Origin of the sequence: Halotia branconii CENA392, from assembly GCF_029953635.1 — a bacterium.
GTDB lineage: Bacteria > Cyanobacteriota > Cyanobacteriia > Cyanobacteriales > Nostocaceae > Halotia > Halotia branconii.
The window spans coordinates 2,955,873-2,979,584 of record NZ_CP124543.1; the positions used below are offsets into that span (position 1 = coordinate 2,955,873).

A 23,712-nucleotide genomic window follows, 5' to 3' on the forward strand; every position below is an offset into this window, starting at 1 on the left:
ACCAAGGTTATTTCCTACTGGCTCACTTATGAGAACTTATGAGGATAATAACAATGGTTTATCTTTTTGAATATGCAAAGTACAATTTCTTGTGAAAAAGACTTAAAGAGTAATACTCAGTTAATTGTCAACAATTAGCAATTTATTAATCAAAACTTACCCTTAAAAACTATCCGCTTTGATTTTGCTCGGTTGAACACAATCAAAGCGGTCTAGCGGGTCTTCAGATTGCAACCAGACTGCCGGAAGGAACTTCTAGCTTAGCCTAGCTAATTGAGCTAACTTAGTATCTCAAGGACAACTAAGACTAACTTTTAAAGAACAGCCCCGGCGCGCAGCCGGCTAACTGCAACCTGATGACCCACGCATTTACTACTTTCAATCATGGGCATCACCTCCTTGTTGCCTAAGTGGTCTTAGTTTCAAAAGGCAGAGCATGTCGCTCTGGGTTATTCACCTTGAAACAATATAACACAATTTATTTGCTATTAGCTAAAAATAGAAAATCCTCCGCTAATTAGCGGAGGATTATTAAAGACTGATGAATCTTAATTCATCATCATGCTTACAGTGCGTTACCGCGAGGTAGAACTTCCTCAGGGAATACAAATTGTTCGTGAGGCTGATCTTGAGGAGCCATCCAAGCGCGGATACCCTCGTTCAGCAAAATGTTTTTGGTATAGAAGGTTTCAAACTCTGGGTCTTCTGCCGCCCGCAATTCTTGGGACACGAAGTCATACGCCCGCAAGTTGAGTGCTAAACCGACAATCCCGATTGATGCCATCCACAAACCTGTGACTGGTACAAACAACATAAAGAAGTGTAACCAGCGTTTGTTAGAGAAAGCAATCCCGAATATCTGTGACCAGAAACGGTTTGCTGTCACCATTGAATAGGTTTCTTCGGATTGGGTGGGATTGAAGGCGCGGAAGGTGTTTGAACCTTCACCATCTTCAAATAGGGTGTTTTCTACTGTTGCACCGTGAATCGCGCACAATAGCGCTCCACCCAATACTCCGGCTACACCCATCATGTGGAAGGGGTTGAGTGTCCAGTTGTGGAAACCTTGCAGGAATAACAGAAAGCGGAAGATGGCTGCGACACCAAAGCTGGGTGCAAAGAACCAGGAAGACTGTCCCAAGGGGTACATCAAAAAGACGCTGACGAATACCGCTATTGGGGCTGAAAATGCTAAGGCGTTGTAAGGACGAATCCCTACTAACCGAGCAATTTCAAATTGCCGCAACATGAAGCCAATTAAACCAAAGGCTCCGTGTAGAGCTACGAATGGCCACAATCCACCCAATTGACACCAGCGAGTAAAGTCGCCTTGGGCTTCTGGTCCCCACAGTAACAACAGGGAGTGTCCCATGCTGTCTGCGGGTGATGATACTGCTACTGTTAAAAAGTTACAGCCTTCTAAGTATGATGACGCTAGCCCGTGGGTGTACCAAGAGGTGACAAAGGTTGTACCGGTTAGCCAACCGCCTAGTGCCAGGAAGGCGCAGGGAAATAGTAATATTCCTGACCAACCTACGAATACGAAGCGATCGCGCTTTAACCAGTCGTCTAGTACGTCAAACCACCCTCTACTACTGGGGGCGCGTCCTACTGCGATGGTCATTACAACAAATCTCCAAATGTTTATAAGTACAGGTTTACCTAAAGAGTCGCATTTTATAGCTACCCATAGGCAGAAAAATAACTAGGTTGTCAATCTAGTTTACAATTTTTTACTGACTCTAATAATTTTAAGTGAAAATCGCTAATTTTTCCAGTAGATTCTGAGTTGAATTTAATATTTAAATACAGAAAAGGGTTCTGGGTACTGGCTATCGGCTATTGCAAAAGATTTTTAACTCTATCCAATAATCAATTCTCCTTCCCCCAGTAATCAGTCAGCTGACGCTAAAATGAGTCCTATCAGTTAAATTTGATTAATGCTAAATGTTTACCATTGACTTGAGCATCAGAAACACTGCTTTTCCTGTATCAGTACAACGTAAGTCAGCAGAGGATGCTGAGGCAGTCTATCAGTTAATTTTGGCAGCAATGCGCTCTGGTAATCCTGACCTTGTGGAACTTAAGTGCGAGGGCAAGACAGAGAAAAAAATTGCTGTACGCGCTAGTGAGATTTCTGGAGTACAAATTGTTCAGAAAGATGGTATGACTCCTGGTGGTGGAAGACCTCCAGGCTTTTTTGCCGTAGCTGCTGAGTAGCCAAGGTTTACAAATGGCGGAAGTAGGCATCGAGGTCAAGGATTTACACTTCAGTTGGCCTAATGGCGAGAAGGCAATCCAATCTTGCTCTCTAGAAGTACCCAAAGGAGAATTTTGGATGCTTTTAGGTACAAATGGTAGTGGCAAATCAACATTACTCCGATTACTGGCGGGGCTATTAGCTCTTAAGTCTGGTGAAATTCGGGTTTTACATCCTGTTGGCTTTGTCTTCCAAAATCCTGATCATCAACTAGTGATGCCAACTGTTGGTGCTGATGTGGCTTTTGGATTGGTGGAAGAAAAATTGCCACCTGCTGCTGTGAGAGCAAGAGTTAATGAGGCGCTGGGGGCAGTAAATTTGAGTGCCTTACAACTACGCCCTATTTATGCCCTAAGTGGCGGACAAAAACAGCGAGTGGCGATCGCAGGTGCGATCGCCCGTCGTTGCGAAGTCTTATTATTAGATGAACCTACAGCTTTACTCGATCCAGACAGCCAACTGGACTTAGTGGCTAGTGTTCGCCGTTTAGTCAAAAGTCGGGGTATTACAGCTCTGTGGGTAACGCATCGCTTAGATGAGCTAAATTACTGTGACGGCGCTTTTCTACTAGAAAAAGGTTCTTTAATAGATCAAGGTGAACCTCAGCGTCTCAAAGAACGTCTGATGGAGGTACATGGGACTTCCAACTAAAAAATATCCTATTATTTTGACCAAATAATTACTAATTCGTAATGACGCTCCTGCGTCGCTCTAAGCGAAGCCATGCCGTAGGCTTTACGCTGCGCTAACGTAATTCGTAATTAGTTGGTGTCATAGCCCCCCCACCAAATTAAAAATTGGTGGTCTTCCAGACGTTCGCAAGCTCGCTACCGCTACGCTATCAGTGGTAGGTTCAAGCCCCCACTTAGAATCGCTACAAATTATGTTGACTTTCCTTTTCTCGCTACTGAAAACTTACAACTGACAAATAATTTAGAGGATGTTTGAAAAGTTTTAGGGAGTCAAAAATTAAGCCAATCGCTTCAGCATAATACGGATCATTGCAAGGTAGATAAACGTTTCTGAGGTTTCGGGCAATAATTCGTAATCTCTGACCAATCGTCGACATCCCATGAACCAACCAAAAGTGCGTTCCACCACCCAACGTTTTTTGAGCAAAACAAAGCCCTTGGTTTGCTCTGGTCGCAGCACCACCTGTACAATCCAGCGACAAAAATTCATGACCCACTGCATGAACGGTTGCCCATCAAAGCCACCATCAACCCAAATGGTGGTTAAGCGATCTTTGGCTTGAGATTGTTTAACTCGTTTGAGAACTTGTTGACCACCAGCGCGTTCACCCACATTGGCAGCCGTAACCAATACTCTTAGTACTAATCCCAAGGTATCGACTGTGATAAATCGCTTACGCCCTTTAATTTTCTTACCTGAATCAAAACCTACATCTTGACTCACCATCGCCGCACTTTTGACACTTTGACTATCGATGATGGCTTCCGATGGGTTCTTGTGTCGTTCCTGCTCTATCCGCACCCACTCCCTAAGACTGTCATGGATTAACAGCCAAGTCCCGTCTTTGCGCCAATTCCGCAAATATGTGTACACTGTCTGCCAGGGCGGAAAGTCACGCCTGTTGCCCTCGCCATCTCACTCCTTCTACCAAAATATAGAAAATTGCATTTAGGACTGACCACATATCGACTTCACGCTTGCGTCCACCGGGTTTTGCCTCTGGAATCAGGTCACTCATCCATTCATATTGGTCACGGCTCAAATTGCTGGGGTAAGCTTTACTCATGTCACTCTCTCGGTGCTGTTTACTATTCATTCACAGCTTATACTGAGAGAGCTTTTTTACACCCTATCCGACTTTTCAAACACCCTCTTAGCGTTCAGCCCTTTTTCTCTAGTTAATTAATCAGTAATTGTTAACAACTGCGGCGCGCCTCTCAAGGGCGCGTTTGCAGTTGTTACAGTCTTTATTAACGTGAATTTTAGAATAATATCATATTTTTTACTCTTCTGTAACATAGTGTTACAAGCAATGCTTCAATTACTATAAAACTTATGAATGAATCTTGTTAACTCTAGAAAATTGTGATTAAAAACCATGCCCCGTTCCATACTCCAAGCCGTCTTATTAGTGGACGGCTACAACATAATTGGTGCTTGGCCTTGCTTGAAAAAAACCCGTGATCATGCTGGATTAGAAGCGGCGCGTGGAGAATTGGTTGAAGCAATGACAAATTACAGTGCATTTCAAGGTTATGAAACTCAAATAGTTTTTGATGCTCAATACCAAAATGCTGCTAGTAATAAACAAATTATTACCGAGCTTTTATCAGTTCATTTTACTGATTTTGGGCAAACAGCAGACACATACATCGAAAAAGCTTGTGCATCTTTGCGTCCACATATCACCCAATCGCGGGTTTCTCGCGTAATTGTGGCCACATCAGACCGGGCGCAACAGTTAATGGTACAAGGGTATGGAGCTGAATGGTTGTCGGCACAACAACTCTGTGGCGAAGTAGAAACCACCGTTTGTCGAATGCGGCATAAGTATCAATCACGCAAGCAATCTAAGAGTAGATTTTTAGCTAGTACTATAGATGCCAAGGCGCGGCAACGTCTGGCTGAGCTGCGAATGGGATTACAGTAGATGTAGATGAAAGCCTGTAATTAACCTCCAGTAAAGCTTATAGCTACAATATAACTATAATTAAGCATCTTAAGAAAAACATTTTAGCCCAGAGTACTTGCCATATCGTTCTATTGGGTTTAAGATTATAAATCGTGAGCGTTCCTCAGTAGCTCAGCGGTAGAGCGATCGACTGTTAATCGATTGGTCACTGGTTCGAATCCAGTCTGGGGAGTAAAAAAAATGTGAAGGGAGAAAAGTTCAATTTCACCCTTCGCGCTTTTTAATTTCAAAAACTATGCTTCGGGACTTGCGTGGAAAAAAAGTACCAGCAGACTGAGTTTCGACTACTTTGACTGCATTCAGCACAAGTGCGCTCAACTCTCGACAATCGGGGGTTTGGCATTGGTGTCAACTTAAGCTAGAAATCGCTTATCTGTTGGCTTCGTCACCCCCCAAGAAATTTATTTCTTGCGGGACATCGGTTTTGCGTTAAGTTGACACCAGTGGGGGTTTGGACACTTTAACCCGCAGATACCTTACTAGACGACACATCAGAACAGGACGAGATGAATGCTTGGCGGAGGCATTGAAGATTTAAGCTAATTCTAAGTATGCTTAGAATAATAGTAGTTAACCGTCACTAAACACTAATGATACAGATTTTATCAATGCGTCATTTTAGTTGTGCCACGCTACTAACATTATTATTAACGACTCCAGTTACTGCTCAACAGGTTCCACCGCAAGTAATTAATGGTGTATTGCATCAAGAGTCAAGGTTTTTTAGGCAGGGAAGGGAAGAGTTTGAAAAAGAAATTCAACTTTTGCTCAGAAAAAGCCTTAATCCTCCAGCAAGTCTGTTAAAAGTTCATCCCATAAAAACACAAGAACAGCGATCGCCTAACGAAAATCCTCAAATTGCACCAAATGATTTTAATAAATCTTTCTTGCAAAAATCAACTACTGAAGCTGGTTAGTTGAGCAGATATGTCATTTTAGCTGTAAAGATATGTAGAACAGCTACTAAAAGAAGAGTAAGCGATCGCCCCATCCTACAGTTCAATAGACTATTTTTTGGCTTTCATAATCATAAGGTTGCTACAAGTTCCTTCAGGCGATCGCGTCCGTCGCGGAAGACAGGCCAACCATCTCCCACTAACACCGCTTCTACCTGACTTAAATCTGCTAGCCGACGCACAGAAGCAACTGCTTCCTCCCGATTCAGCAACTTTTCATCAGGTAAAATAGTCAAGCTACCTGCTTTGCGCGCCCGTACCAAATCCCCTGTAATCAAGGTTGTTTCCTCTAGCAATAAAGCTAATTCACCTGGAGTTTTAGAGCCTTGGAGTTCAATAGTTTTGAGTCCTGGTACTAACTCATCGCCATCAGAGAGCCAGCGATCGCAAAGTAAGGGAAAAGAGTCTTTTTCTCCCAGGGGTCCAGCGACTTTAGCATAAGTTTGATCAGCAATTTCTTTAGCCGCCCTAATATGCTCAGAGTTCGTCAGTACAATCCAAAGCACACCACCCAGAGATTGCAAATGATTCCAATCATGGTTAGATAGGGCTACTGGGTCAATCAAGATATTACCACTGGGACGAATCCAGGCAATCCCATTAAAATCTATATTTCTCGCAGGATTGAAGATAGACCAGCCATATAAATCAGGACGGTGCAGAGATTTCATAGCAGCGCTGTATTAATAGTCATTCTCAATAATCTATCAATAATTCTGCCTATAAGTTCAAAAAATGGTCGGTAAATACAGGTTTTAATTTTATTGAGCGGACTGGTATGCTTTGTGCTGAAATGTGTCCATGTTGTATAGTAGCTTGCAAAACACGAGCAATAAAGTTGTACTAATTGCTGCTTATTGCAAGTGTCAATAATCTTACGTAGCTCTGAAAATTAAGTAGGACAGCGTAAATAATGAAAGATTTAAGGGCTAGAGCCGCTTACTACGAAATTATTTCAATTAAATTAAGAGTCTCCCACCAAGCTACGCTGTGGTAGGAGAGTGTCAACTAATTGACGGCAGCAACTGCTGGACGGCTACCAGCTGCATGACGATCAATTACTTGGTCAATCAAGCCATAATCTTTAGCTTCTTCTGGTGACATAAAAAAGTCGCGTTCAGTATCTTCAGCAATACGCTCAATTGGTTGACCTGTATGTTCAGCTAAATAGTCGTTTAGCTTGCGTTTGTGATACAGAATTTCCCGCGCTTGAATTTCAATATCAGTCGCTTGTCCTTGAGCGCCACCTAAAGGTTGATGAATCATAATCCGAGAATGGGGTAGACTCATCCGCTTACCTTTAGTACCAGCACTAAGAAGAAAAGCTCCCATACTTGCTGCGAGTCCGGTACAAATAGTACAGACATCAGGACGGATGTGCTTCATCGTGTCAAAAATGCCCATACCAGCAGTTACCGAACCACCAGGAGAATTAATATACATGTAAATATCTTTCTCCGAGTCATCAGCATCTAAAAACAGTAGTTGGGCAACAATCAAGTTAGCTAAATTGCTATCAACTTGTTGTCCTAAGAAGATGATGCGCTCACGCAACAGCCGTGAGTAGATATCGAAGGCGCGTTCGCCTCGACCCGATTGTTCAATAACGATAGGAATCATGCAGCGTTCTTGTAGCTATTTTACATCTATTTTATCTATGACAATGGCTGATTGTTGTCCTCTTCCTCAAGTAAGCTAATTTCTTCTCTACTTGGTAGATGCATAAATACCTCTAGGCACTTTTTATAGGGAAAAGCGTCTTAAAGAAATAAGCTTATGTGGTTAGGAAAAAACAATCAAAAAATTCCTCGCCCTTGTCAACCCTGAAAATGGGATTTGCTACACAATTTTTAGTAGCTTAGCGACCAGACGAATCACCACACAAGTGTTAATAAATTTTCGTCAGCTATTGGTAACTTTTTCAACATTTTTTTAGCTTTTTTGTAAGCAGTTATCCGGTTATTTATGTCAAAATCCGGTAAACCAATAGTACGGCGTGTATTTACAGTAGTTCATCTTATTTGCAATGCTATCAATCAAGGGAGACCTGCCATGCCAGAAAAACTTGTGCAAGCCGCCATTATCACCTTCTTGCTCCATCTGATAGCAGGACTTAGCCCAAACCATTCTAGAATTCAAACCAGAGTAATATCACCTACCCAAGATACGCCAGCAACTCTAGTCAGTTTTCTGTGGCGACCCTTTAAGTAAATAAAAAAACTTTTGATCCAAGAGTTAAGTTGTTTGTTACGTTTCTTGTGCATATACCTAAACAGAATTAATTGCACAACTACTTGAACAAGTTTAAGTTATGTATTGAGTTAGCTTTGTCTTCTACCGAGAGAGTATGCTAGGAGCGATCGCACAACTTTAACAAGTCAGACGCTCCTGCGTCACTTTCTTGTAGATTTCCGTTAAAAGAAGAGTAGGGAAAGATAAAGTTCTTACTTTGAACTTATTATTTCCTCATAACTCATGCAACAGACAATTAATTCAAGAAGGTGATTGAGGCACACTACAGTCAGTTGAATTCTGCCAGGAATTATGAGGTGTGACAGTCGGTGCTTTAGCAATTAGTACAACTTCACCTTTAGTATTAAATACCCATCCTGTAGCTTCTACAATACTTGTCTGTGTGAGGCTAGCAGTATTTTTGCTCAAACTCACACTAGAGGGTTTTGTTTCAACTGTGTCAAGAATAATCCAATCTGCTAGAACAGCATCAGCATTGAGGGTTTCGGTAGGACTAGAAGGTAAGCCGCCACGTCCAGTTATGGTAAAACTGTTTTGATTGCCACTTGCACCTGTTCGACAAGTTTGGGATATCTTAGGCGCAACTGGTTGGTTTGGTAAATTGATTAATTCTGGATTAAGGTCAACATCAGGGGTGTTGATTTCGACTGTGCCATTTAATCCAAATTCAGAACTGGCTGTAATATCACTCAATTCAGTCAATTTTTCTCGAAATTGAGTACCCAATACACTAAAGGCGTTAACTTGGACGTTGCCACCTTTACCAGTGAAAGCATTAGCACTAATATCGCTATTTTCACTAGGGACAGCAACTATAAAACCATTAGGTATATTGATAGTAATATTGCCACCATTTCCACCTTGACCAGTAATACCTGCTGTAGTAGAAATTTGACTATGATTGCGTAACAGTAGTAAATTCTGTAATTGCAGTTTAATATCACCACCATTACCCGATCTGGTTTCAGCAATCAACTTTCCTTCATTCAAACGGATGTCGTGGGCTTTTACCTCAAGATTGCCTGCATTGCCTTTTCCTAAAGCACTTACAGTTACTTGAGCATTGTCTACAATCAACTGCCCTGTAGTAAGGAATAAGGAACCTCCATCTCCGCTGCCTCGACTGCGAACATACAAACCGCTGGGAAAACCATTTGGTGCTTTTTTGCTCAGTTCCACATAATCAGAAGCTTTTATAGTCAAACTTCCGCCATTGCCACTACTTTTGTCAAGACTACCAGCTGATACTACTGATCCATCCTTAATAATCAATGCACGAGTATCGATACTTAAAGAACCTGCCTTCCCGCTACTTTCAGTCTGAACAAAGAAGCCATTAGGGCGATTAAAAGCTGAAGTTCCGCTCAATTTTACAAACTCTGAGGCTGTCACTTCCAACTTTCCTCCCATACCTTGGCTACCCTCTCGTGCGCTGGCTGCAATGTTTGCCCCATTTTCAACGATTAACCGTCCTGTTGTAATGGTCAACTTGCCCGCCGAACCTTCACCAGAAGTCTCAGTAAACAAAGCGCTGGGATTACCAGCCTTTAAATTACCCTTTGGTATTTCTCCACTCACTAGTATGGAATCGTTTGCCCTGACTATTACGCTTCCCCCAGAACCTGTCGCGCTCTTACGAACAAAAGCTTTTATTTGCGATCCATTTTTGAGAGTTAATTGCTCTGCCTGGATAGAAATTCCTCTACCGTTTTGACTCCCCAGAGTGTCTGCGAAAATTTGTGACGCATCATTAAAAGTGATACGTTTTCCTTGTACTTGAATATAACCGCCACCATCACCACTAACATCAATTCGAGCTTGATTTATGAACGATACATCTGCTAAAGCTACGTCATTAGAAAAGCTTAAAAGCTGGTTATTGCTATCTATATTCAGTCCTATTGTTCCTGTTCCAAGAATACCTCCTAATGCGATCTGACCATTTTGTGTTAGTAGATTATTACGCTCTATGTCTAGGCTGACATTGCTACCATCTAAAATGACATTACCGCCTACTAACGCTAAAGTTTTACCTATTGGAACTTCTAATGTTCCTTGTAGATTAATCTCTCCCCCCATCCTCACAAATTGCAAACCAAGCGGTACACTCACCGTTAGTAAAGGTGTTGTTTGGGGAGTAGTTGCACTAAAAACAGTGTCATCAGCAAACTTGATACCGCTAGCTGTACTAGCGACAAATGAACCACCTATCTGAAGTGTGGCTTTTTGCCCAAAGATAACGCCATTAGGATTAATTAAAAATAAATTGGCATTAGAACCAGCCGAAGTTTCAAGCTTGCCTAGAATCTCCGAGCGATTACTACCAGTAACTCTAACTAGAATGTTTTGTATATTACTGGTAGGACTCAAGAAAATAGCTGATCGCCCTTCTTTAATGTTAAACTCTTGAAAACTGTGGAATAAATTATTACCGCGAATTGCCCCACCAGTAAGGGCTTCAGTAGGATTACCAAGGTAATTTGTAATAACTTGAGAGTTTTCAGTTCCTAAGTTTTGATCGGGAGTGATGACACTCTGGGCAAAGGCAGAATTTGCAAAAGCAGAATTAATAAGGGCTAATACTCCAGCAGTTGCTAGAGAATTTGCTAAAACTAGTTGCCAAAAGCAACCTTTGCCACTTTTAGTCATTTCAAATTAATCTAAAATTATCAAGTTGTGTTTTGAAAAAACTGAGTTCATCACTAAAGACGGCAAAACTTTATACCCAAATCTCTTTTTCCCAACAGCTAAACTGAGATTTTACTGCCGTAAAGACTTGATAAATGACCTGGAATGATATGAAGGAGTTGCCCGAACGGACAGATCGTTCTTCAGTCTGATCGGGAATTGGTGGTAAAGAGGTAGATGGCTTTTCTTCAGAATCTTTAGGAATTGATGTTGGAGGGATAGATAGATCGTTATCGTCAGGAATTGGTGATAACGGGGTAGATGGCTTGTTAGGAAATGGCTTTTTTTTTCTATTGGGCAACAAAGGCCAGCCATTACCAATATCAGTAGCAAAGATCTCTGTCCCAATCTTTTCAAAAGCGCTTGATAGTCTGCTGAACACCCAAAATTGAGTCATAATATTGATTAACCTCTTCCACAAAACAAAATTTAGTTCAAGAATTGGAAGTGAATTACTATAAATTCACTCAAACAGCATGTTAAAACTGTGGAGACTTGCTTTAATTAGATTTTGTATCTCCTTTGGTATCTAGGGTTGCGATCTAAGTTTTATGCAGCAGTTCCAGATTTATTACATAAATTCATTGGTTTAACTCCAGTCACTTCAAGCCTTTGCTTTCACCAAACTCTAGTACAGTACGGTGTAAATAAACCAACCATTAAAAATACCGCAAAAATCCGCAATACAATTCTTTTGACTTTTGACTTCCAAGGCAGCGGTACTAGTGGCAATTTTGTGATTTTAAACAAGAAATTGTTAACTTAGCTCGACTTCTGGGAACTATGTATAGAGTACACCCAGGAGCATAGCCAATCAAGTAGGTAATACTTATGTAGGCTGCTAACATCTGCGAATCTTAATAAGCACAGTTGTTCTCTATGTAGTATATGTATACTAGTTTGTTGCTCAATGCTCATACAAATAGCTGAAATTTTGCCTAAAACACCCTGTTTATTAATGTTATTGATGTTTCATTTTTGCTCAATAGGGTCTCATATTTCTGCCAATAAATTTGAGATTTATTCGTTATAAGGCAAGTTATATTTATTGATTTTTGTCAACTTTTTATCGAAACAAAAAATTGAGAAAAATAATGAGGAGGTAGAATGACACTGGCTTAACTACCGATTAAACTGTGGGGAGTTTGTATTGATTGTTGCTATAAGCAACATTTAAATAATTTTAATGTCATTGTTAATTATTTCTATCATCTAATCCTGCTATAGCAACAATTACTTATGTCAGTGCATGAACGTAGTTTTGGTGAGACTGCCGACTTGATTATTGGTGTTCGCAACCAAGAAAATAACTATTTGCAACCAAATTCTGCACCTGTTGGTACTCTGTCCAGAAGAAAGGGGACTATCTCTACATTTCTGGCTCCCTTGACTCAGGATACTTTTAAACAGGTCGTGACAGAAGTCGAACAAAAATTACAGATTGTTCATCAAACTCTGTCAATGTTAGACTCTCACGGGTTTGAAACAATCCTCCAGGAAATGTTGCATTCAATCACCTTAAAAACAGGTGAATTATTAGGAGCAGATAGGACAACTATATTTTTGTTAGATGAAGAAAATAAACAGCTTTGGTCAATTGTGGCTGAAGGAGAAGGCGATCGCTCTTTAGAAATTCGCATTCCAGCGGATAAAGGCATTGCTGGTGAAGTTGCCACATTTAAAAAAGTAGTCAACATTCCTTTTGATTTTTATAAAGATCCGCGTTCAGTATTTGCCCAAGAACAAGAAAAAAGAACTGGCTATCGTACCTACACAATGCTAGCTTTGCCATTATTAAATGAACAAGGGCAATTAGTAGCGGTAGTACAATTACTTAATAAATTAAATTCCCTTAACAATCTTGAAGCCCCACTTTCAGACCGGATTGACACCAGAGGCTTTACTGGGGCTGATGAACAATTATTTCAGGAATTTGCTCCTTCAATTCGCTTGATTTTAGAATCTTCGCGCTCTTTTTACATGGCTACTCAAAAACAAAGAGCAGTAGCGGCGCTGATGAAGGCGATTAAATCTTTAAGTCAAAGTAGCCTTGACTTAGAAGATACCCTGAAGCGGGTGATGGATGAAGCAAAAGAACTGATGAATGCCGATCGCAGTACTCTTTGGCTGATAGATCGCGATCGCGATGAATTATGGACAAAAATTACTCAAGACAATGGTTTAACTAAAGAGTTACGAGTACCTATAGGTAAAGGTTTTGCTGGCATTGTCGCGGCATCTGGCAAGAAGCTAAATATTCCTTTTGACTTATATGATCATCCTGACTCGGAAACTGCCAAACAAATCGACCAACAAAATGGCTATCGTACTTGTAGCTTACTTTGTATGCCAGTGTTTAACGCCGATCAAGAATTGATTGGTGTGACTCAGCTAGTGAATAAAAGAAAAGCAGGAGATTTCCCAGCTTATGATCCGGCTAGTTGGCCTAATGCTCCTGAGTACTTCCAAGCTAGTTTTGACCGTAATGATGAAGAGTTTATGGAAGCTTTTAATATTCAAGCGGGGGTAGCACTGCAAAATGCCCAGCTATTTGCTACTGTCAAGCAACAAGAACAAATGCAGCGGGATATTTTGCGTAGTCTTTCTAATGGTGTGATTTCTACTGATAAAACCGGGTCAATTATCGCCGCCAATGAAAGTGCTAAACGCTTATTAGGATTGGAAGCAGAAGACCGTTTGGAAGGTAAATTAATTAGTGATGTGATCGCTATTAAAGAAGGTAACTTTAGCAACTGGTGTCAGAGTGCTTTACATGGAAATAGTCTGAAATGTCGCCAGCAGTATTATCCTGACCGCACGCTTGTAAGTACAAGCTCAGAACAACACAGTATTAATTTATCAATCAACACCATCGCTGATGCTAGCGATCAGCAACAAGTGCGCGGCGCATTGGTAGTAATGGAAGATATCAGTGATGAAAAGCGCCTCAAAAGTACGATGTACCGCTATATGACCCAAGAATTAGCGGAAGAATTGTTGAAATTAGATGATGCTAAACTCGGAGGCGATCGCAAAGAAGTTTCTATTTTATTTTCTGATATTCGGGGCTATACCACTTTGACAGAAAACCTAGAAGCTGAAGAAGTGGTGAGTATGCTAAATGAATATTTTGAATCAATGGTAGAGGCAGTATTTAAACATAAAGGCACTCTCGATAAGTACATCGGTGATGCCATTATGGCTGTGTTTGGTTCTCCTTTACCATTAGAAGAACATGCCTGGATGGCAGTGCAAACATCTCTAGAAATGCGCCATCGTTTGCACGACTTTAATCAACGTCGCTATGCAAATAATAAGCCCAGAATTAATATTGGTATTGGGATCAATTCTGATACTGTAATTAGTGGTAACATTGGTTCTAGTAAGCGGATGGAATTTACCGCTATTGGTGATGGTGTTAACCTTGGCTCTAGACTAGAAAGTGTTAGTAAGCAATATGGTTGTGACATTATTATTAGTGACAACACTTTTAAACCCTGCCAAGAAAATATTTGGGCTAGAGAACTAGATTATATTCGTGTCAAAGGCAGAAATGAGCCAGTAGCTATCTACGAATTGATTGGCTTACGTGCTGATCCTATTGATAGTGAAAAACTACAAGTAATTGAGCATTATCACAAAGGCCGAGCCTATTATCTCAGACGCGATTTTAACCGTGCTAGAGCTGAATTTGCCCAAGTTTTAGCCGCTGACAACCATGACAAGGCTGCGATGTTGCATCTTTTACGTTGTCAGCATTGGTTACAATCACCCCCAACAGATTTAGATTGGGACGAAGGAGTTTGGACTTTTAATGAGAAATGAAAAATTATGCAGAGGATGGCTTAAGCTCATCCTACCCCTTGAAGGGATGGGATTTTGCGTCAGTGGTCAGTAGTCATACCGTTTCACTTTAAAGTTGATACATTTGGGCAAGCGGGGGAAGCAGGGGAAGCAGAGGAGGCAGGGGGAGTAAGAAAAGTAATTTGTATCAATAATTTCGTGAAATGGTATCAGTGGTCAAGGGTCAGTTGTTAGTAGCCAGTGATGCACTGAGTTTCGACTACTTCGACTACGCCCTTCTCTGCGGACGCTACGCTCAGGCTAAACTCAGTACAAGTGCGCTCAACTGCCGCGAAGTCGAGGTTCAACTGCCGTTATTTAAAGTGTTGTTTTTGCTACTAATTACTGACTAATGACACCGAACGTTTCCCGCCGCTTTCTATAAATCCAAGTCTGTGACAGCACCAAAACTGCTAGAGGAAACTAACTTAGCATATTTTGCTAAAATCCCTTTTGGATAACGGGGTGGACGGGGTTGCCATTTGGCGCGGCGATTAGCTAATTCTGCATCATCAATGTTTATTTGTAATAAGCGAGAATTAGCATCAATAGTGATGCGATCGCCTTCTTCAACCAGAGCGATCGCACCACCAACGGCGGCTTCGGGAGCAATGTGTCCGACTACCATCCCATAAGTACCACCAGAAAAGCGTCCATCAGTAATTAACCCGACTGCATCACCTAAACCCGCACCAATAATTGCTGAGGTGGGTGCTAGCATTTCCCGCATACCGGGGCCGCCTTTAGGCCCTTCGTAACGAACGATAATGACATCGCCGGCTTGAATTTTACCTGCAAGAATGGCATCTAAGCATTCTTCCTCGGAATCAAATACCCGTGCAGGACCAGTAATGCGGGGATTTTTTATCCCTGTAATTTTTGCTACTGCTCCCTCGGTAGCGAGATTTCCTTTGAGAATGGCTAAGTGACCTTGCTTATACATCGGTTTATTCCAAGGACGAATCACATCTTGATTAGTGGGTGGTTCATCAGGGACATCTGCTAAAATTTCGGCGATGGTTTTACCTGTAATAGTGATACAGTCAGCGTGAAGTAATCCATGCATCAATAACATTTTCATTACTTGGGGAATACCGCCAGCTTGATGTAAGTCTGTGGCAACATATCTACCACTGGGTTTTAAGTCACATAAAACAGGAACACGGCCACGGATAGTTTCAAAATCATCAAGATTTAGTTCTACACCAGCCGCACGAGCGATCGCCAGAAAATGTAACACGGCGTTAGTTGAACCACCCACAGCCATAATTACAGAAATTGCATTTTCGATAGATTTACGGGTGATAATTTGCCGGGGTAACAGTTGATTGCGAATTGCTTCTATTAAGACCTTGGCTGATTCTTCTGTGCTATCGGCTTTTTCGTCATCTTCTGCTGCCATTGTAGAAGAATAGGGCAAACTCATCCCCATTGCTTCAAATGCTGAAGACATGGTATTAGCTGTGAACATTCCACCACAGGAACCAGCACCAGGACAAGCACGGCTTTCAATTTCTAATAATTCTTTAGAGTCAATCTTCCCAGCGCTATGTTGACCTACAGCTTCAAAAGAACTAACAACTGTTAAATCTTTACCATTGTAATGTCCGGGTTTAATTGTCCCACCGTAAACAAAGATAGCTGGAATATTCATTCTGGCCATTGCAATCATTGCCCCTGGCATATTTTTATCACAGCCACCGATCGCAATCACACCATCCATACTTTGACCATTACAGACGGTTTCAATAGAGTCAGCAATCACTTCTCGTGACACTAAGGAATATTTCATCCCCTCGGTTCCCATAGAAATCCCATCACTAATAGTAATTGTGCCGAACATTTGCGGCATTGCCCCGGCTAGTTTAATTCCCGCTTCAGCTCTTTGTGCTAGTTGATTAATTCCCATGTTGCAGGGAGTGATAGTGCTGTAAGCATTAGCCACACCCACAATTGCTTTGTTAAAGTCTTGATCTTGAAAACCTACAGCACGCAGCATAGCCCGATTTGGCGATCGCTGTACTCCTTGTGTGACAACTTGACTTCTCAAATTCTCTGACATTGTTTTTTCACCCATGCAAATCTTTATATGAGTATCATAAGTAGACTATTTTGAGATGTCCAATATATATTTGTTTAAAATTAAGACTTATAAAGTATCAAAAATATGGAACTACGACATTTGCGCTACTTTATTGCTGTAGCTGAAGAATTACATTTCAGTAAAGCCGCCGAAAGACTGCATATAGCTCAACCGCCTCTGAGTCAACAAATTCAGCAGCTAGAAGCAGAATTAGGAGTAAAACTTTTTCATCGCAAAACTAAGCGACAAATACAGCTAACAGAAGCTGGTCAGGTTTTTTTACAAGAGGCTTATCAACTATTGGTACAACTAGAAACAGCAGTGACACTGACTCAAAGGATTGGCAGAGGTCAAACAGGGCAACTAAGAATCGGATTTACTAGTTTGGTAATTTATGACCTATTACCTTTGATTTTGCGACAATTCCGCGAACAATTTCTAGAAGTAGAACTAGTTTTATTAGAGTTAACTACAAGTCAACAGGAGCAAGCACTGAAGGATTCCCGGATTCATGTAGGTTTTGCTCATCCACCTTTGGAAGATGACACACTATCTTATAAGTGTATTCACAGGCAAACCTTAGTTGTAGCTTTGTCGTCAACTCATCCATTGGCTCAACAAGAAGATATCTGTGTGCGATCGCTCTTCAGTGAACCTTTGATCATGTTTCCTCGCTATCTAGCACCAGGACTTTATGATCGCATCATGAGTATTTTTCAGCAGGAAAATTTCAAACCTAATATTACTCAGGAGGCGATTCAAATGCAAACAATTATTGGATTAGTCTCGGCTGGAATGGGTGTGGCAATTACACCATCTTCTCTACAGAATCTTCAAAGATCTGGTGTAGTTTATCGTCCTCTATTGGCAGAAGTACCTGTAATAGAAACTGCTGTAATCTGGCAGGAAAACAGTTTAATTCCTGTTGTAGAGAATTTTTTAGAATTTACTCAAAAGTTTATTCTAGTGAAATAACATTACCACTTATAGGGTAAGAGAAAAGAATTGTTGCCGTGGCTATAGAAATGCAATCGTCCGAAACCGAGAAATTGTCCATGAGATTTTTCACCTCTTGGAAAAGCTGTAACTCCAAAGAGATAAACACCTGAAGTTGTAGGATTTTGCCAAGGTTTCAGACCAATTGTAATGGTTTTACCTGGAGATACTGGCGGGTCGAATGTTAACGATACTGTTCGAGTTTTGCGATCGCTGACTACATTTTTCAATTTTATTTTCTGTTGTTTGTGGGAGCGTGTACCTTCAAAGGCAAAACTATTTTTCAAGTCAAAGTGAATGTGATCTACTCCCTCATGCTGGTTAATTGTCACCTTTTGCAAGGGTTCACCCGCATTTTCTGGCATACTGACAGTAAAATAGTAAGTTGCGCCCCATATATAAACTTCATTGTAAGTAGTTGCTGCATTAACAAGGCGCGGCGGTTCGGCAAAATATACTGTGCCATCTTGCAACTGAATTGCTTGACTTTGCTTGAAAGTATCTACTTGTACCATTGTTATGGCTGCGGTGGCGATCGCAGTGCCTAATAAAATTGGAAGGCGCATAGCTTTACTTAGTTAGTTAACTGAAAATGAAAGACTCAGATCCCAGACTTCTCAAACAAGTCCGGGATCTTGATTATTCACGAATAATGAATGTTACTAATTATTAAAATTTATTTTAGTACTTTAAATCTTCTTCAACTAATTTAAGATTAGTTACCAATACATCAAAAAAATAACAATCGTTACTTTTTTAAATTAAAACTGTGTTTGCAAAAGTATAATTGAGATGTGTTGTCAAATCTGCTCTTTGAGTTACAAACTAAAAATACAGCACAAGCAATTATCCCTATGAATACCATTTCTACAGTTGAATTAAAACGACCCAATTGGCAAACTGCTGTGATGTTTGCTTTGGGCTTTTGGCTAAGTGCTAGTCTACTTTTAGATTGGGTAATTATGCCTAGTCTTTATTTGTCTGGCATGATGAGTCAAGCAGGTTTTGCTACAGCAGGATATGTAATTTTTTGGAATTTTAACCGCATAGAATTATTATCTGCGGCTGTAGTACTGACTGGCATATTAGCTTTGAGAAAAACTCAATCTAGCTGGAGTTCTAACGGTGTTATTTTCTCTGTAATGTTGCTAGCAATAGTTCTGTTAGAGACTTATTTCTTAACTCCGCAAATGTGCGCTGTGGGAACTCATCTCAACTTATTTGAAGCAGCATCGACAATTCCAGCACAAATGAATGTCTTGCACGGTAGTTATTTTCTACTAGAAGTAGTCAAACTAATTACAGGCGGCGCATTGTTAAGCTGGTGCTGGCGACAACAGCAGGTTTAATTATTAAATCGCCTTAAATAAATATGCCTACCAGACTGATAGACTCGGCTGGTAGGCATTGTTTTAGAAAGATAAAATATAAATCAGCCTTCAGTACATTCATCCTTAAGACTTTCTGCGGATGCTTCATTATTAAACAACAGCAGACGGGCAGCGAGAATGGCAAAGCCTACAGCCGCGATCGCTTTTAGTAAGCGTGTAGGTAAAACTTCTGCTACAGCTCCTCCTGCTAATGCTCCCAATAGGCTGGTGAGTAATAGTGCGCCCGCTGTGCCAAAAAACACTGCCCGTGGAGATTTACAGCGGCCTGAAAGCGCGATCGCTGCTAACTGACTTTTGTCACCTAACTCTGATAAAAAAACTGTAATAAAGCTCAATCCTAAAAGATGCCAGTCCATATTAATTAAGAGAAGTAAAAGTGCAGAAGAGATAGGGGATAATACACAACTGACAACACTTCGACTACGCGGCAGTTGAGCGCAGTCGAAACTCAGTGCATCGCTGACAACTAACTACTGACTACATCCCAAAACAACATCACGGCAATCAATAGTAACATTACCCCTGCGGATTTTTCTACGATTTTTGGGCTTAGACGATTGGCTATCCAACTACCTAAAAGCACGCCTAAAAAACTAGTAGTTACGAGTGCAACCGCAGATCCTAAAAACACCACCCACGGCGAATGAGATTCCGCACTCATTAATAAGGTAGATAACTGAGTTTTATCACCAATTTCTGCCAGAAAAATGGTGATGAAGGTAGTACCAAAAATTGCCGTTGCTGATTTCTGCTTTTTTTGACTATCGACAACTATAGGCTGAAGTGGCTCAATGATTGCAGTAGTTAAGTCAGATTCAGTGCTGTGTTTTAGTTCAGTCTGAAATCTGCTAGAAAGGCTTATAGGTGCAGAGTCAAGTTTCACAGGCAATAATTTTATTACTAGGGTGCTTTCATATTTCTCTCATTTTCTCAGATTTTTGTCATAAATTGCAACCCCACTGCACAAAACGTAATTATCTACAAGCCAACAGCTTTGTCAAAGCGTAGTATTTCTAAGCTGCGATCGCCGTATACTCCTTCTATTTGCTGCCGACAGCAGTCAATCGCAAATTCGTTGAGTTCTTCTGGCTCAATTCCATACATATCCTGAAACGTTTCTAATTCCACACGGCAGAAACGCGGACGATTGGCGTAGATCCGGCATTCTCTGCTGGTATGGTCGAAATTAACACACCATCCATCTTCACCTACCATGCTGAGGTATTTTTCTAATTCTGCTGGTGAAAGATACTCTTTTAAATCTGGACGTTCTGCTGGATCAAGATGACAGCAAGCCCCACATTGCTTGACACATTGCCAGTTTGCCATTTTATGTCTTTTCCTATAATTTTGTTAAGTAAATTAAATGTAACAGCCAATCACCGGATATGATAATTGCGGGTTTTGCAACTGAAATTAATTAATTTTCTAAAGACGATAGGGAGAGAGAAAGAAAAATGTTTGAAGCTATAGCTAATATTAATTGGGAAGTTATTTTCCAGCTAACCTTTGTTGCACTAATCATTCTTGCTGGCCCGGCGGTAATTTTTGTGCTGGCTTTTCGTAACGGTAACATGTAAGAGTAATCAGTGCTGAGTCAGGAGCTAACTAAAACTCACAGCTCGGCACTTACAATTGATAACGCTTGCAGGGCAGCTTGGATAATGCTGTCATATTTTGGTTGAGACAAGTCAACCTCCGTAGCGTCTTGACGATTAGTACCAAGCAAACCGATTGTACGTCCTGGATGCATGACTAAGACTTTGCCTTCAGGATTTTTAATCCTTAATTCTGGTAAAACACCGTTTTGATAAATGCCACAGTTATATTGACGCTGATTGTACTGAAAGTTGGTTCTTAGCGGTTTAGGTGGTAAAGCATCAAATAAATGAGATTGCGGTAGTAGTTTGGGATGAATTGACTCCTGACTGTAATGATCGTTTGGCAGCCTAGCACCTAGTAACTCCAACTCAATGGTAGTGTCACCATTAAAGTCATTTTCTCGCAGCTTGTAAGCAATATCTACTCGCAGCGGTAGAGGTAAGTAGTCGCGCCAACGCCAGGCGATCGCTTTAATCTTATATTGTTGTTGATTAATAGTTTGAGCAAATGTCAATTTGATATGACCCTTACCAACAATTTTTTGCTCCACAACTTGGACATTAGGTGTCCAAAATATGGGATCGGGATTATCAATACCGCAAGGGTGGAGAGCATTTAACTGTTGATAAAGTTGCTGGTTGATCTGATGAAAATCAACTTGGGCATCAATTTTGAGTAGTGGCTTGAGGTGCTGCGGTTCTAAACACTGATTGGCAAACTCACACAAACGCGATCGCAATGCCTGTAAATTTTCTGCTGGTAGAGAAAAACCTCCAGCTGCTTTGTGTCCACCAAATTTGCCTAGCAAGTCTTGGCAATATTCCAAAGCTGCAAACACATGAAATTCAGGGATTCCTCGTGCTGAACCGCGAATGTGTTCTGCATTTTCATAAGTACCGATAAATACCGGAACACCATAGCGTTCTAATAAACGGGAAGCAACGATCCCAATTACACCATGATGCCAATTAGGTTGAACAATAACTAGTACTCGGTCTTGCTGTAAAGAAGCAATAAATTCTGATTCTACATGAGCGATCGCTGCTTGTTCAATTTCCTCGCACATTTGCTGACGACTGGTGTTAGTTTGTTCGCACTGCATAGCGCGTTCTAGCGCGATTCCCATATCATCCGTAGTCAGCAATTCAATCATTGTTTGCGGGTTGCCAATTCGTCCAATCGCATTAATACGCGGCCCTAAACGAAACCCAATATCCTCCGGCTTCAACGATTTTGCATTTCGGATTTGAGATTGAAGTTTCTTTCCATCTCCCCCTGCTTCCTCTGCCTCCCCTGCCTCCCCTGCTCCCCCTGCTCTCTCAGTCCCCCTCGCCTGTACCCCAGCCACCTGAATTAAAGCTTGCACCCCAGGTAATTGGGATTTAGGTAGATGCTTTAAACCACGTTTTACCCAGCGGCGGTTGACACCAGTTAAAGGAGCTAAATCTGCGATCGTTCCCAGTGTAAAAAGTGCTAGCATTGGCTGGACTAAGCCTTTCATCTTTCCTAATTGTTGGGCAACAGACACCGCTAAAATATAGGCAACACCAACACCAGCAACACCCCGATAAGGTGAAGATTCTGCAATGAGTTTGGGATTGAGGATAGCATTGGCTGGAGGTAATATTTGCGGAATATCGTGGTGATCGGTAACAATTACTTTTACTCCTAGTTCTCTAGCTCTAGCAATTGGTTCATAAGCTGAGATGCCATTATCTACAGTTAAAATTAGTCCTACGCCTTCGCTGTGAAATTCTTCCACAATGCGTTTATTAATACCGTAGCCTTCATGCATCCTACTAGGGATGGCGTAATCTACCTTAGCTCCCAAAGTACGCAGACTACGCAAAAGTAGAGCCGTGCTAGTCATGCCATCTGCATCATAATCGCCACAGATAGCAATTTTCTCTTGAGAAGCGATCGCCTTTTGCAATAACTCTACACTTATTGCTAAAGCGGGAAATTCTTCTAGTGGCGTAGGTAAAATTAAAGACTCTGGATCTAAAAATGCTTGTGCTTGTTTTGGTGTTTCGATGCCACGATTAATCAACAACTGGCTGACAATAGGTGAAATATTTGTCAAATCCGCCAAATGTTGGGCAAATTCTGCTTTTTGTGGATAAATTTGCCAGCGCTGATTAGGTAAGCGCCTACTAGATTGAGAAAATTTAGATATAGATCGATCTAGCACAATAGAAGTTAGGAATCTTGAAGTTATAAGTTATGAGAACAGGACTTACCCACAAGTAACGGAAAATTAAACCGCAGAGGACGCAGAGAACACAGAGAAATATGAGTTTCAGAGAGTTCTTACGTAAGTCCTAGAGAACTGAAAGTTTTTTCTTAACTCATAACTCATAACACTTATCAGGACTTACTTTGTCTGTTTCTATCTGTGATATTGACCAAATAACTACTAATTCGTAATGATGCTCCTGCGGCATAGCTGCGCTTAGAGCGTAGCCCATTATCAATTACGAATTAAGTAATACCGTTTCACTTTAAAGTTGATACATTTGGGCAAGCAGGGGAAGCAGAGGAGGCAGGGGGAGTAAGAAAAGTAATTTGTATCAAAAATTTCGTGAAATGGTATAAGTCGGTGCAATAAAACCAAACTATGTAACGAAAAGTAAATAAGGCTCAAACTCTTTCTTCCCTTGCTCTTAGTCACTGAGCGACTTGTACTGAGTTTAGCCTGAGCGCAGCCGAAGTGCTGCTCCCTGCCTTATTCCAACAATAATTATTTACGCCGACCTACTTATGTTGACGGCTCACAGCAATTTGCTACTCTTGGTAGTCTGACAGTCGCTCTTTGTCCGTTTCAGGTCGTGCCGATGCCCCATGCCGATACTTCGGGTTCGCTACTTCGACGGGACAGAAACTGACACCGTCGAGTAGACTCACCATTTCTATATTTCGGGACGCGTTGTCTTATCTCTTTCGTGTTCAGTGTTGCAATTTAAGCACAACACTGA

General features: G+C 41.1%; 20 protein-coding genes, 1 tRNA gene and 1 pseudogene. 10 read left to right on the top strand and 12 right to left on the bottom strand.

Annotation, left to right across the window (positions count from 1 at the left end; all coding sequences use genetic code 11):
• Window positions 1–565 precede the first annotated feature (565 nt).
• Window positions 566–1,624, bottom strand: coding sequence for a photosystem II D2 protein (photosystem q(a) protein) (psbD, locus tag QI031_RS12925; protein ID WP_281483008.1), 1,059 nt, complete (start codon window positions 1,622–1,624; stop codon window positions 566–568).
• Window positions 1,625–1,947: 323 nt separating this feature from the next.
• Here psbD and QI031_RS12930 point away from each other — a divergent pair, with 323 nt between their 5' ends.
• Together QI031_RS12930 and QI031_RS12935 are read left to right on the top strand one after the other, a co-directional pair.
• Window positions 1,948–2,220, top strand: a complete 273-nt coding sequence (locus QI031_RS12930; RefSeq protein WP_281485538.1) for a UPF0367 protein family — start codon at window positions 1,948–1,950, stop codon at window positions 2,218–2,220.
• Between the two features lie 13 nt (window positions 2,221–2,233).
• Window positions 2,234–2,911, top strand: coding sequence for an ABC transporter ATP-binding protein (locus QI031_RS12935; protein ID WP_281485539.1), 678 nt, complete (start codon window positions 2,234–2,236; stop codon window positions 2,909–2,911).
• A 318-nt stretch (window positions 2,912–3,229) separates the two neighbouring features.
• Here QI031_RS12935 and QI031_RS12940 read toward each other — a convergent pair.
• Window positions 3,230–4,019 (bottom strand): annotated as a pseudogene (locus QI031_RS12940) (IS5 family transposase).
• Between the two features lie 312 nt (window positions 4,020–4,331).
• Between QI031_RS12940 and QI031_RS12945 the strand changes: the two are divergent.
• From QI031_RS12945 to QI031_RS12955, 3 genes are all read left to right on the top strand, one after another.
• Complete coding sequence (locus QI031_RS12945) at window positions 4,332–4,883, top strand: NYN domain-containing protein (RefSeq protein WP_281485540.1); 552 nt, start codon at window positions 4,332–4,334, stop codon at window positions 4,881–4,883.
• Between the two features lie 142 nt (window positions 4,884–5,025).
• Window positions 5,026–5,097: transfer RNA gene (locus QI031_RS12950), tRNA-Asn, on the top strand.
• A 436-nt stretch (window positions 5,098–5,533) separates the two neighbouring features.
• Window positions 5,534–5,842, top strand: a complete 309-nt coding sequence (locus QI031_RS12955; RefSeq protein WP_281485541.1) for a hypothetical protein — start codon at window positions 5,534–5,536, stop codon at window positions 5,840–5,842.
• Between the two features lie 110 nt (window positions 5,843–5,952).
• Here QI031_RS12955 and QI031_RS12960 read toward each other — a convergent pair whose 3' ends face one another.
• The 4 genes from QI031_RS12960 to QI031_RS12975 all read right to left on the bottom strand — a co-directional run bounded on the left by QI031_RS12960 (window position 5,953) and on the right by QI031_RS12975 (window position 11,219).
• Window positions 5,953–6,552 carry an MBL fold metallo-hydrolase gene (locus QI031_RS12960; RefSeq protein WP_281485542.1) on the bottom strand — a complete coding sequence of 200 codons (600 nt, stop codon included), beginning with the start codon at window positions 6,550–6,552 and terminating at the stop codon, window positions 5,953–5,955.
• Window positions 6,553–6,889: 337 nt separating this feature from the next.
• A complete protein-coding gene (clpP, locus tag QI031_RS12965; RefSeq protein ID WP_281485543.1) occupies window positions 6,890–7,501 on the bottom strand; it encodes an ATP-dependent Clp endopeptidase proteolytic subunit ClpP in 612 nt (203 codons plus the stop codon).
• 873 nt (window positions 7,502–8,374) lie between these two features.
• Window positions 8,375–10,783 carry a two-partner secretion domain-containing protein gene (locus tag QI031_RS12970; RefSeq protein WP_281485544.1) on the bottom strand — a complete coding sequence of 803 codons (2,409 nt, stop codon included), beginning with the start codon at window positions 10,781–10,783 and terminating at the stop codon, window positions 8,375–8,377.
• A gap of 70 nt (window positions 10,784–10,853) precedes the next feature.
• Entirely contained in the window at window positions 10,854–11,219 is a 366-nt protein-coding gene (locus QI031_RS12975) for a hypothetical protein (protein WP_281485545.1), read from the bottom strand.
• A gap of 842 nt (window positions 11,220–12,061) precedes the next feature.
• On the opposite strand from QI031_RS12975, the gene QI031_RS12980 reads away from it, so the two are divergent.
• Window positions 12,062–14,647, top strand: a complete 2,586-nt coding sequence (locus QI031_RS12980; protein WP_281485546.1) for an adenylate/guanylate cyclase domain-containing protein — start codon at window positions 12,062–12,064, stop codon at window positions 14,645–14,647.
• 182 nt (window positions 14,648–14,829) lie between these two features.
• Window positions 14,830–15,018 (top strand): hypothetical protein, encoded by a 189-nt coding sequence (locus QI031_RS12985; protein WP_281485547.1) that lies wholly within the window; start codon window positions 14,830–14,832, stop codon window positions 15,016–15,018.
• 26 nt (window positions 15,019–15,044) lie between these two features.
• Here QI031_RS12985 and ilvD read toward each other — a convergent pair whose 3' ends face one another.
• The gene (ilvD, locus tag QI031_RS12990) at window positions 15,045–16,727 is read right to left on the bottom strand and encodes a dihydroxy-acid dehydratase (protein ID WP_281486012.1); all 1,683 of its coding nucleotides are present in this window, start codon (window positions 16,725–16,727) and stop codon (window positions 15,045–15,047) included.
• Between the two features lie 105 nt (window positions 16,728–16,832).
• On the opposite strand from ilvD, the gene QI031_RS12995 reads away from it, so the two are divergent.
• Entirely contained in the window at window positions 16,833–17,723 is an 891-nt protein-coding gene (locus QI031_RS12995) for a LysR substrate-binding domain-containing protein (RefSeq protein WP_281485548.1), read from the top strand.
• 2 nt (window positions 17,724–17,725) lie between these two features.
• Here QI031_RS12995 and QI031_RS13000 read toward each other — a convergent pair whose 3' ends face one another.
• A complete protein-coding gene (locus QI031_RS13000; RefSeq protein WP_281485549.1) occupies window positions 17,726–18,310 on the bottom strand; it encodes a DUF2808 domain-containing protein in 585 nt (194 codons plus the stop codon).
• Window positions 18,311–18,598: 288 nt separating this feature from the next.
• Between QI031_RS13000 and QI031_RS13005 the strand changes: the two genes are divergently transcribed.
• Complete coding sequence (locus QI031_RS13005; RefSeq protein WP_281485550.1) at window positions 18,599–19,093, top strand: hypothetical protein; 495 nt, start codon at window positions 18,599–18,601, stop codon at window positions 19,091–19,093.
• A gap of 83 nt (window positions 19,094–19,176) precedes the next feature.
• Here the strand turns inward: QI031_RS13005 and QI031_RS13010 are convergent, their stop codons facing one another.
• The 3 genes from QI031_RS13010 to QI031_RS13020 form a co-directional block, all read right to left on the bottom strand.
• On the bottom strand, window positions 19,177–19,491 hold the full coding sequence (locus QI031_RS13010) for a TMEM165/GDT1 family protein (RefSeq protein ID WP_281485551.1): 315 nt from the start codon (window positions 19,489–19,491) through the stop codon (window positions 19,177–19,179).
• Between the two features lie 110 nt (window positions 19,492–19,601).
• Window positions 19,602–20,018, bottom strand: a complete 417-nt coding sequence (locus tag QI031_RS13015; protein WP_281485552.1) for a TMEM165/GDT1 family protein — start codon at window positions 20,016–20,018, stop codon at window positions 19,602–19,604.
• A gap of 95 nt (window positions 20,019–20,113) precedes the next feature.
• Window positions 20,114–20,464 carry a YkgJ family cysteine cluster protein gene (locus QI031_RS13020; protein ID WP_281485553.1) on the bottom strand — a complete coding sequence of 117 codons (351 nt, stop codon included), beginning with the start codon at window positions 20,462–20,464 and terminating at the stop codon, window positions 20,114–20,116.
• 128 nt (window positions 20,465–20,592) lie between these two features.
• Here QI031_RS13020 and psb30 point away from each other — a divergent pair, with 128 nt between their 5' ends.
• Entirely contained in the window at window positions 20,593–20,715 is a 123-nt protein-coding gene (psb30, locus tag QI031_RS13025; RefSeq protein WP_281485554.1) for a photosystem II reaction center protein Ycf12/Psb30, read from the top strand.
• 35 nt (window positions 20,716–20,750) lie between these two features.
• Here psb30 and QI031_RS13030 read toward each other — a convergent pair whose 3' ends face one another.
• A complete protein-coding gene (locus QI031_RS13030; protein ID WP_281485555.1) occupies window positions 20,751–22,928 on the bottom strand; it encodes a single-stranded-DNA-specific exonuclease RecJ in 2,178 nt (725 codons plus the stop codon).
• Window positions 22,929–23,712 lie beyond the last annotated feature (784 nt).

What these genes read in the sequence shown, in the direction of transcription:
- psbD (WP_281483008.1), bottom strand. Translation starts at nt 1,624, where the DNA reads ATGACCATCGCAGTAGGACGCGCCCCCAGTAGTAGAGGGTGGTTTGAC.
- QI031_RS12930 (WP_281485538.1), top strand. Translation starts at nt 1,948, where the DNA reads ATGTTTACCATTGACTTGAGCATCAGAAACACTGCTTTTCCTGTATCA.
- clpP (WP_281485543.1), bottom strand. Translation starts at nt 7,501, where the DNA reads ATGATTCCTATCGTTATTGAACAATCGGGTCGAGGCGAACGCGCCTTC.
- QI031_RS13010 (WP_281485551.1), bottom strand. Translation starts at nt 19,491, where the DNA reads ATGGACTGGCATCTTTTAGGATTGAGCTTTATTACAGTTTTTTTATCA.
- QI031_RS12995 (WP_281485548.1), top strand. Translation starts at nt 16,833, where the DNA reads ATGGAACTACGACATTTGCGCTACTTTATTGCTGTAGCTGAAGAATTA.
- QI031_RS12985 (WP_281485547.1), top strand. Translation starts at nt 14,830, where the DNA reads ATGGTATCAGTGGTCAAGGGTCAGTTGTTAGTAGCCAGTGATGCACTG.
- QI031_RS12945 (WP_281485540.1), top strand. Translation starts at nt 4,332, where the DNA reads ATGCCCCGTTCCATACTCCAAGCCGTCTTATTAGTGGACGGCTACAAC.
- QI031_RS12955 (WP_281485541.1), top strand. Translation starts at nt 5,534, where the DNA reads ATGCGTCATTTTAGTTGTGCCACGCTACTAACATTATTATTAACGACT.
- QI031_RS13000 (WP_281485549.1), bottom strand. Translation starts at nt 18,310, where the DNA reads ATGCGCCTTCCAATTTTATTAGGCACTGCGATCGCCACCGCAGCCATA.
- QI031_RS12975 (WP_281485545.1), bottom strand. Translation starts at nt 11,219, where the DNA reads ATGACTCAATTTTGGGTGTTCAGCAGACTATCAAGCGCTTTTGAAAAG.
- psb30 (WP_281485554.1), top strand. Translation starts at nt 20,593, where the DNA reads ATGTTTGAAGCTATAGCTAATATTAATTGGGAAGTTATTTTCCAGCTA.
- ilvD (WP_281486012.1), bottom strand. Translation starts at nt 16,727, where the DNA reads ATGTCAGAGAATTTGAGAAGTCAAGTTGTCACACAAGGAGTACAGCGA.
- QI031_RS12980 (WP_281485546.1), top strand. Translation starts at nt 12,062, where the DNA reads ATGTCAGTGCATGAACGTAGTTTTGGTGAGACTGCCGACTTGATTATT.
- QI031_RS13005 (WP_281485550.1), top strand. Translation starts at nt 18,599, where the DNA reads ATGAATACCATTTCTACAGTTGAATTAAAACGACCCAATTGGCAAACT.
- QI031_RS13020 (WP_281485553.1), bottom strand. Translation starts at nt 20,464, where the DNA reads ATGGCAAACTGGCAATGTGTCAAGCAATGTGGGGCTTGCTGTCATCTT.
- QI031_RS12960 (WP_281485542.1), bottom strand. Translation starts at nt 6,552, where the DNA reads ATGAAATCTCTGCACCGTCCTGATTTATATGGCTGGTCTATCTTCAAT.
- QI031_RS12935 (WP_281485539.1), top strand. Translation starts at nt 2,234, where the DNA reads ATGGCGGAAGTAGGCATCGAGGTCAAGGATTTACACTTCAGTTGGCCT.
- QI031_RS12970 (WP_281485544.1), bottom strand. Translation starts at nt 10,783, where the DNA reads ATGACTAAAAGTGGCAAAGGTTGCTTTTGGCAACTAGTTTTAGCAAAT.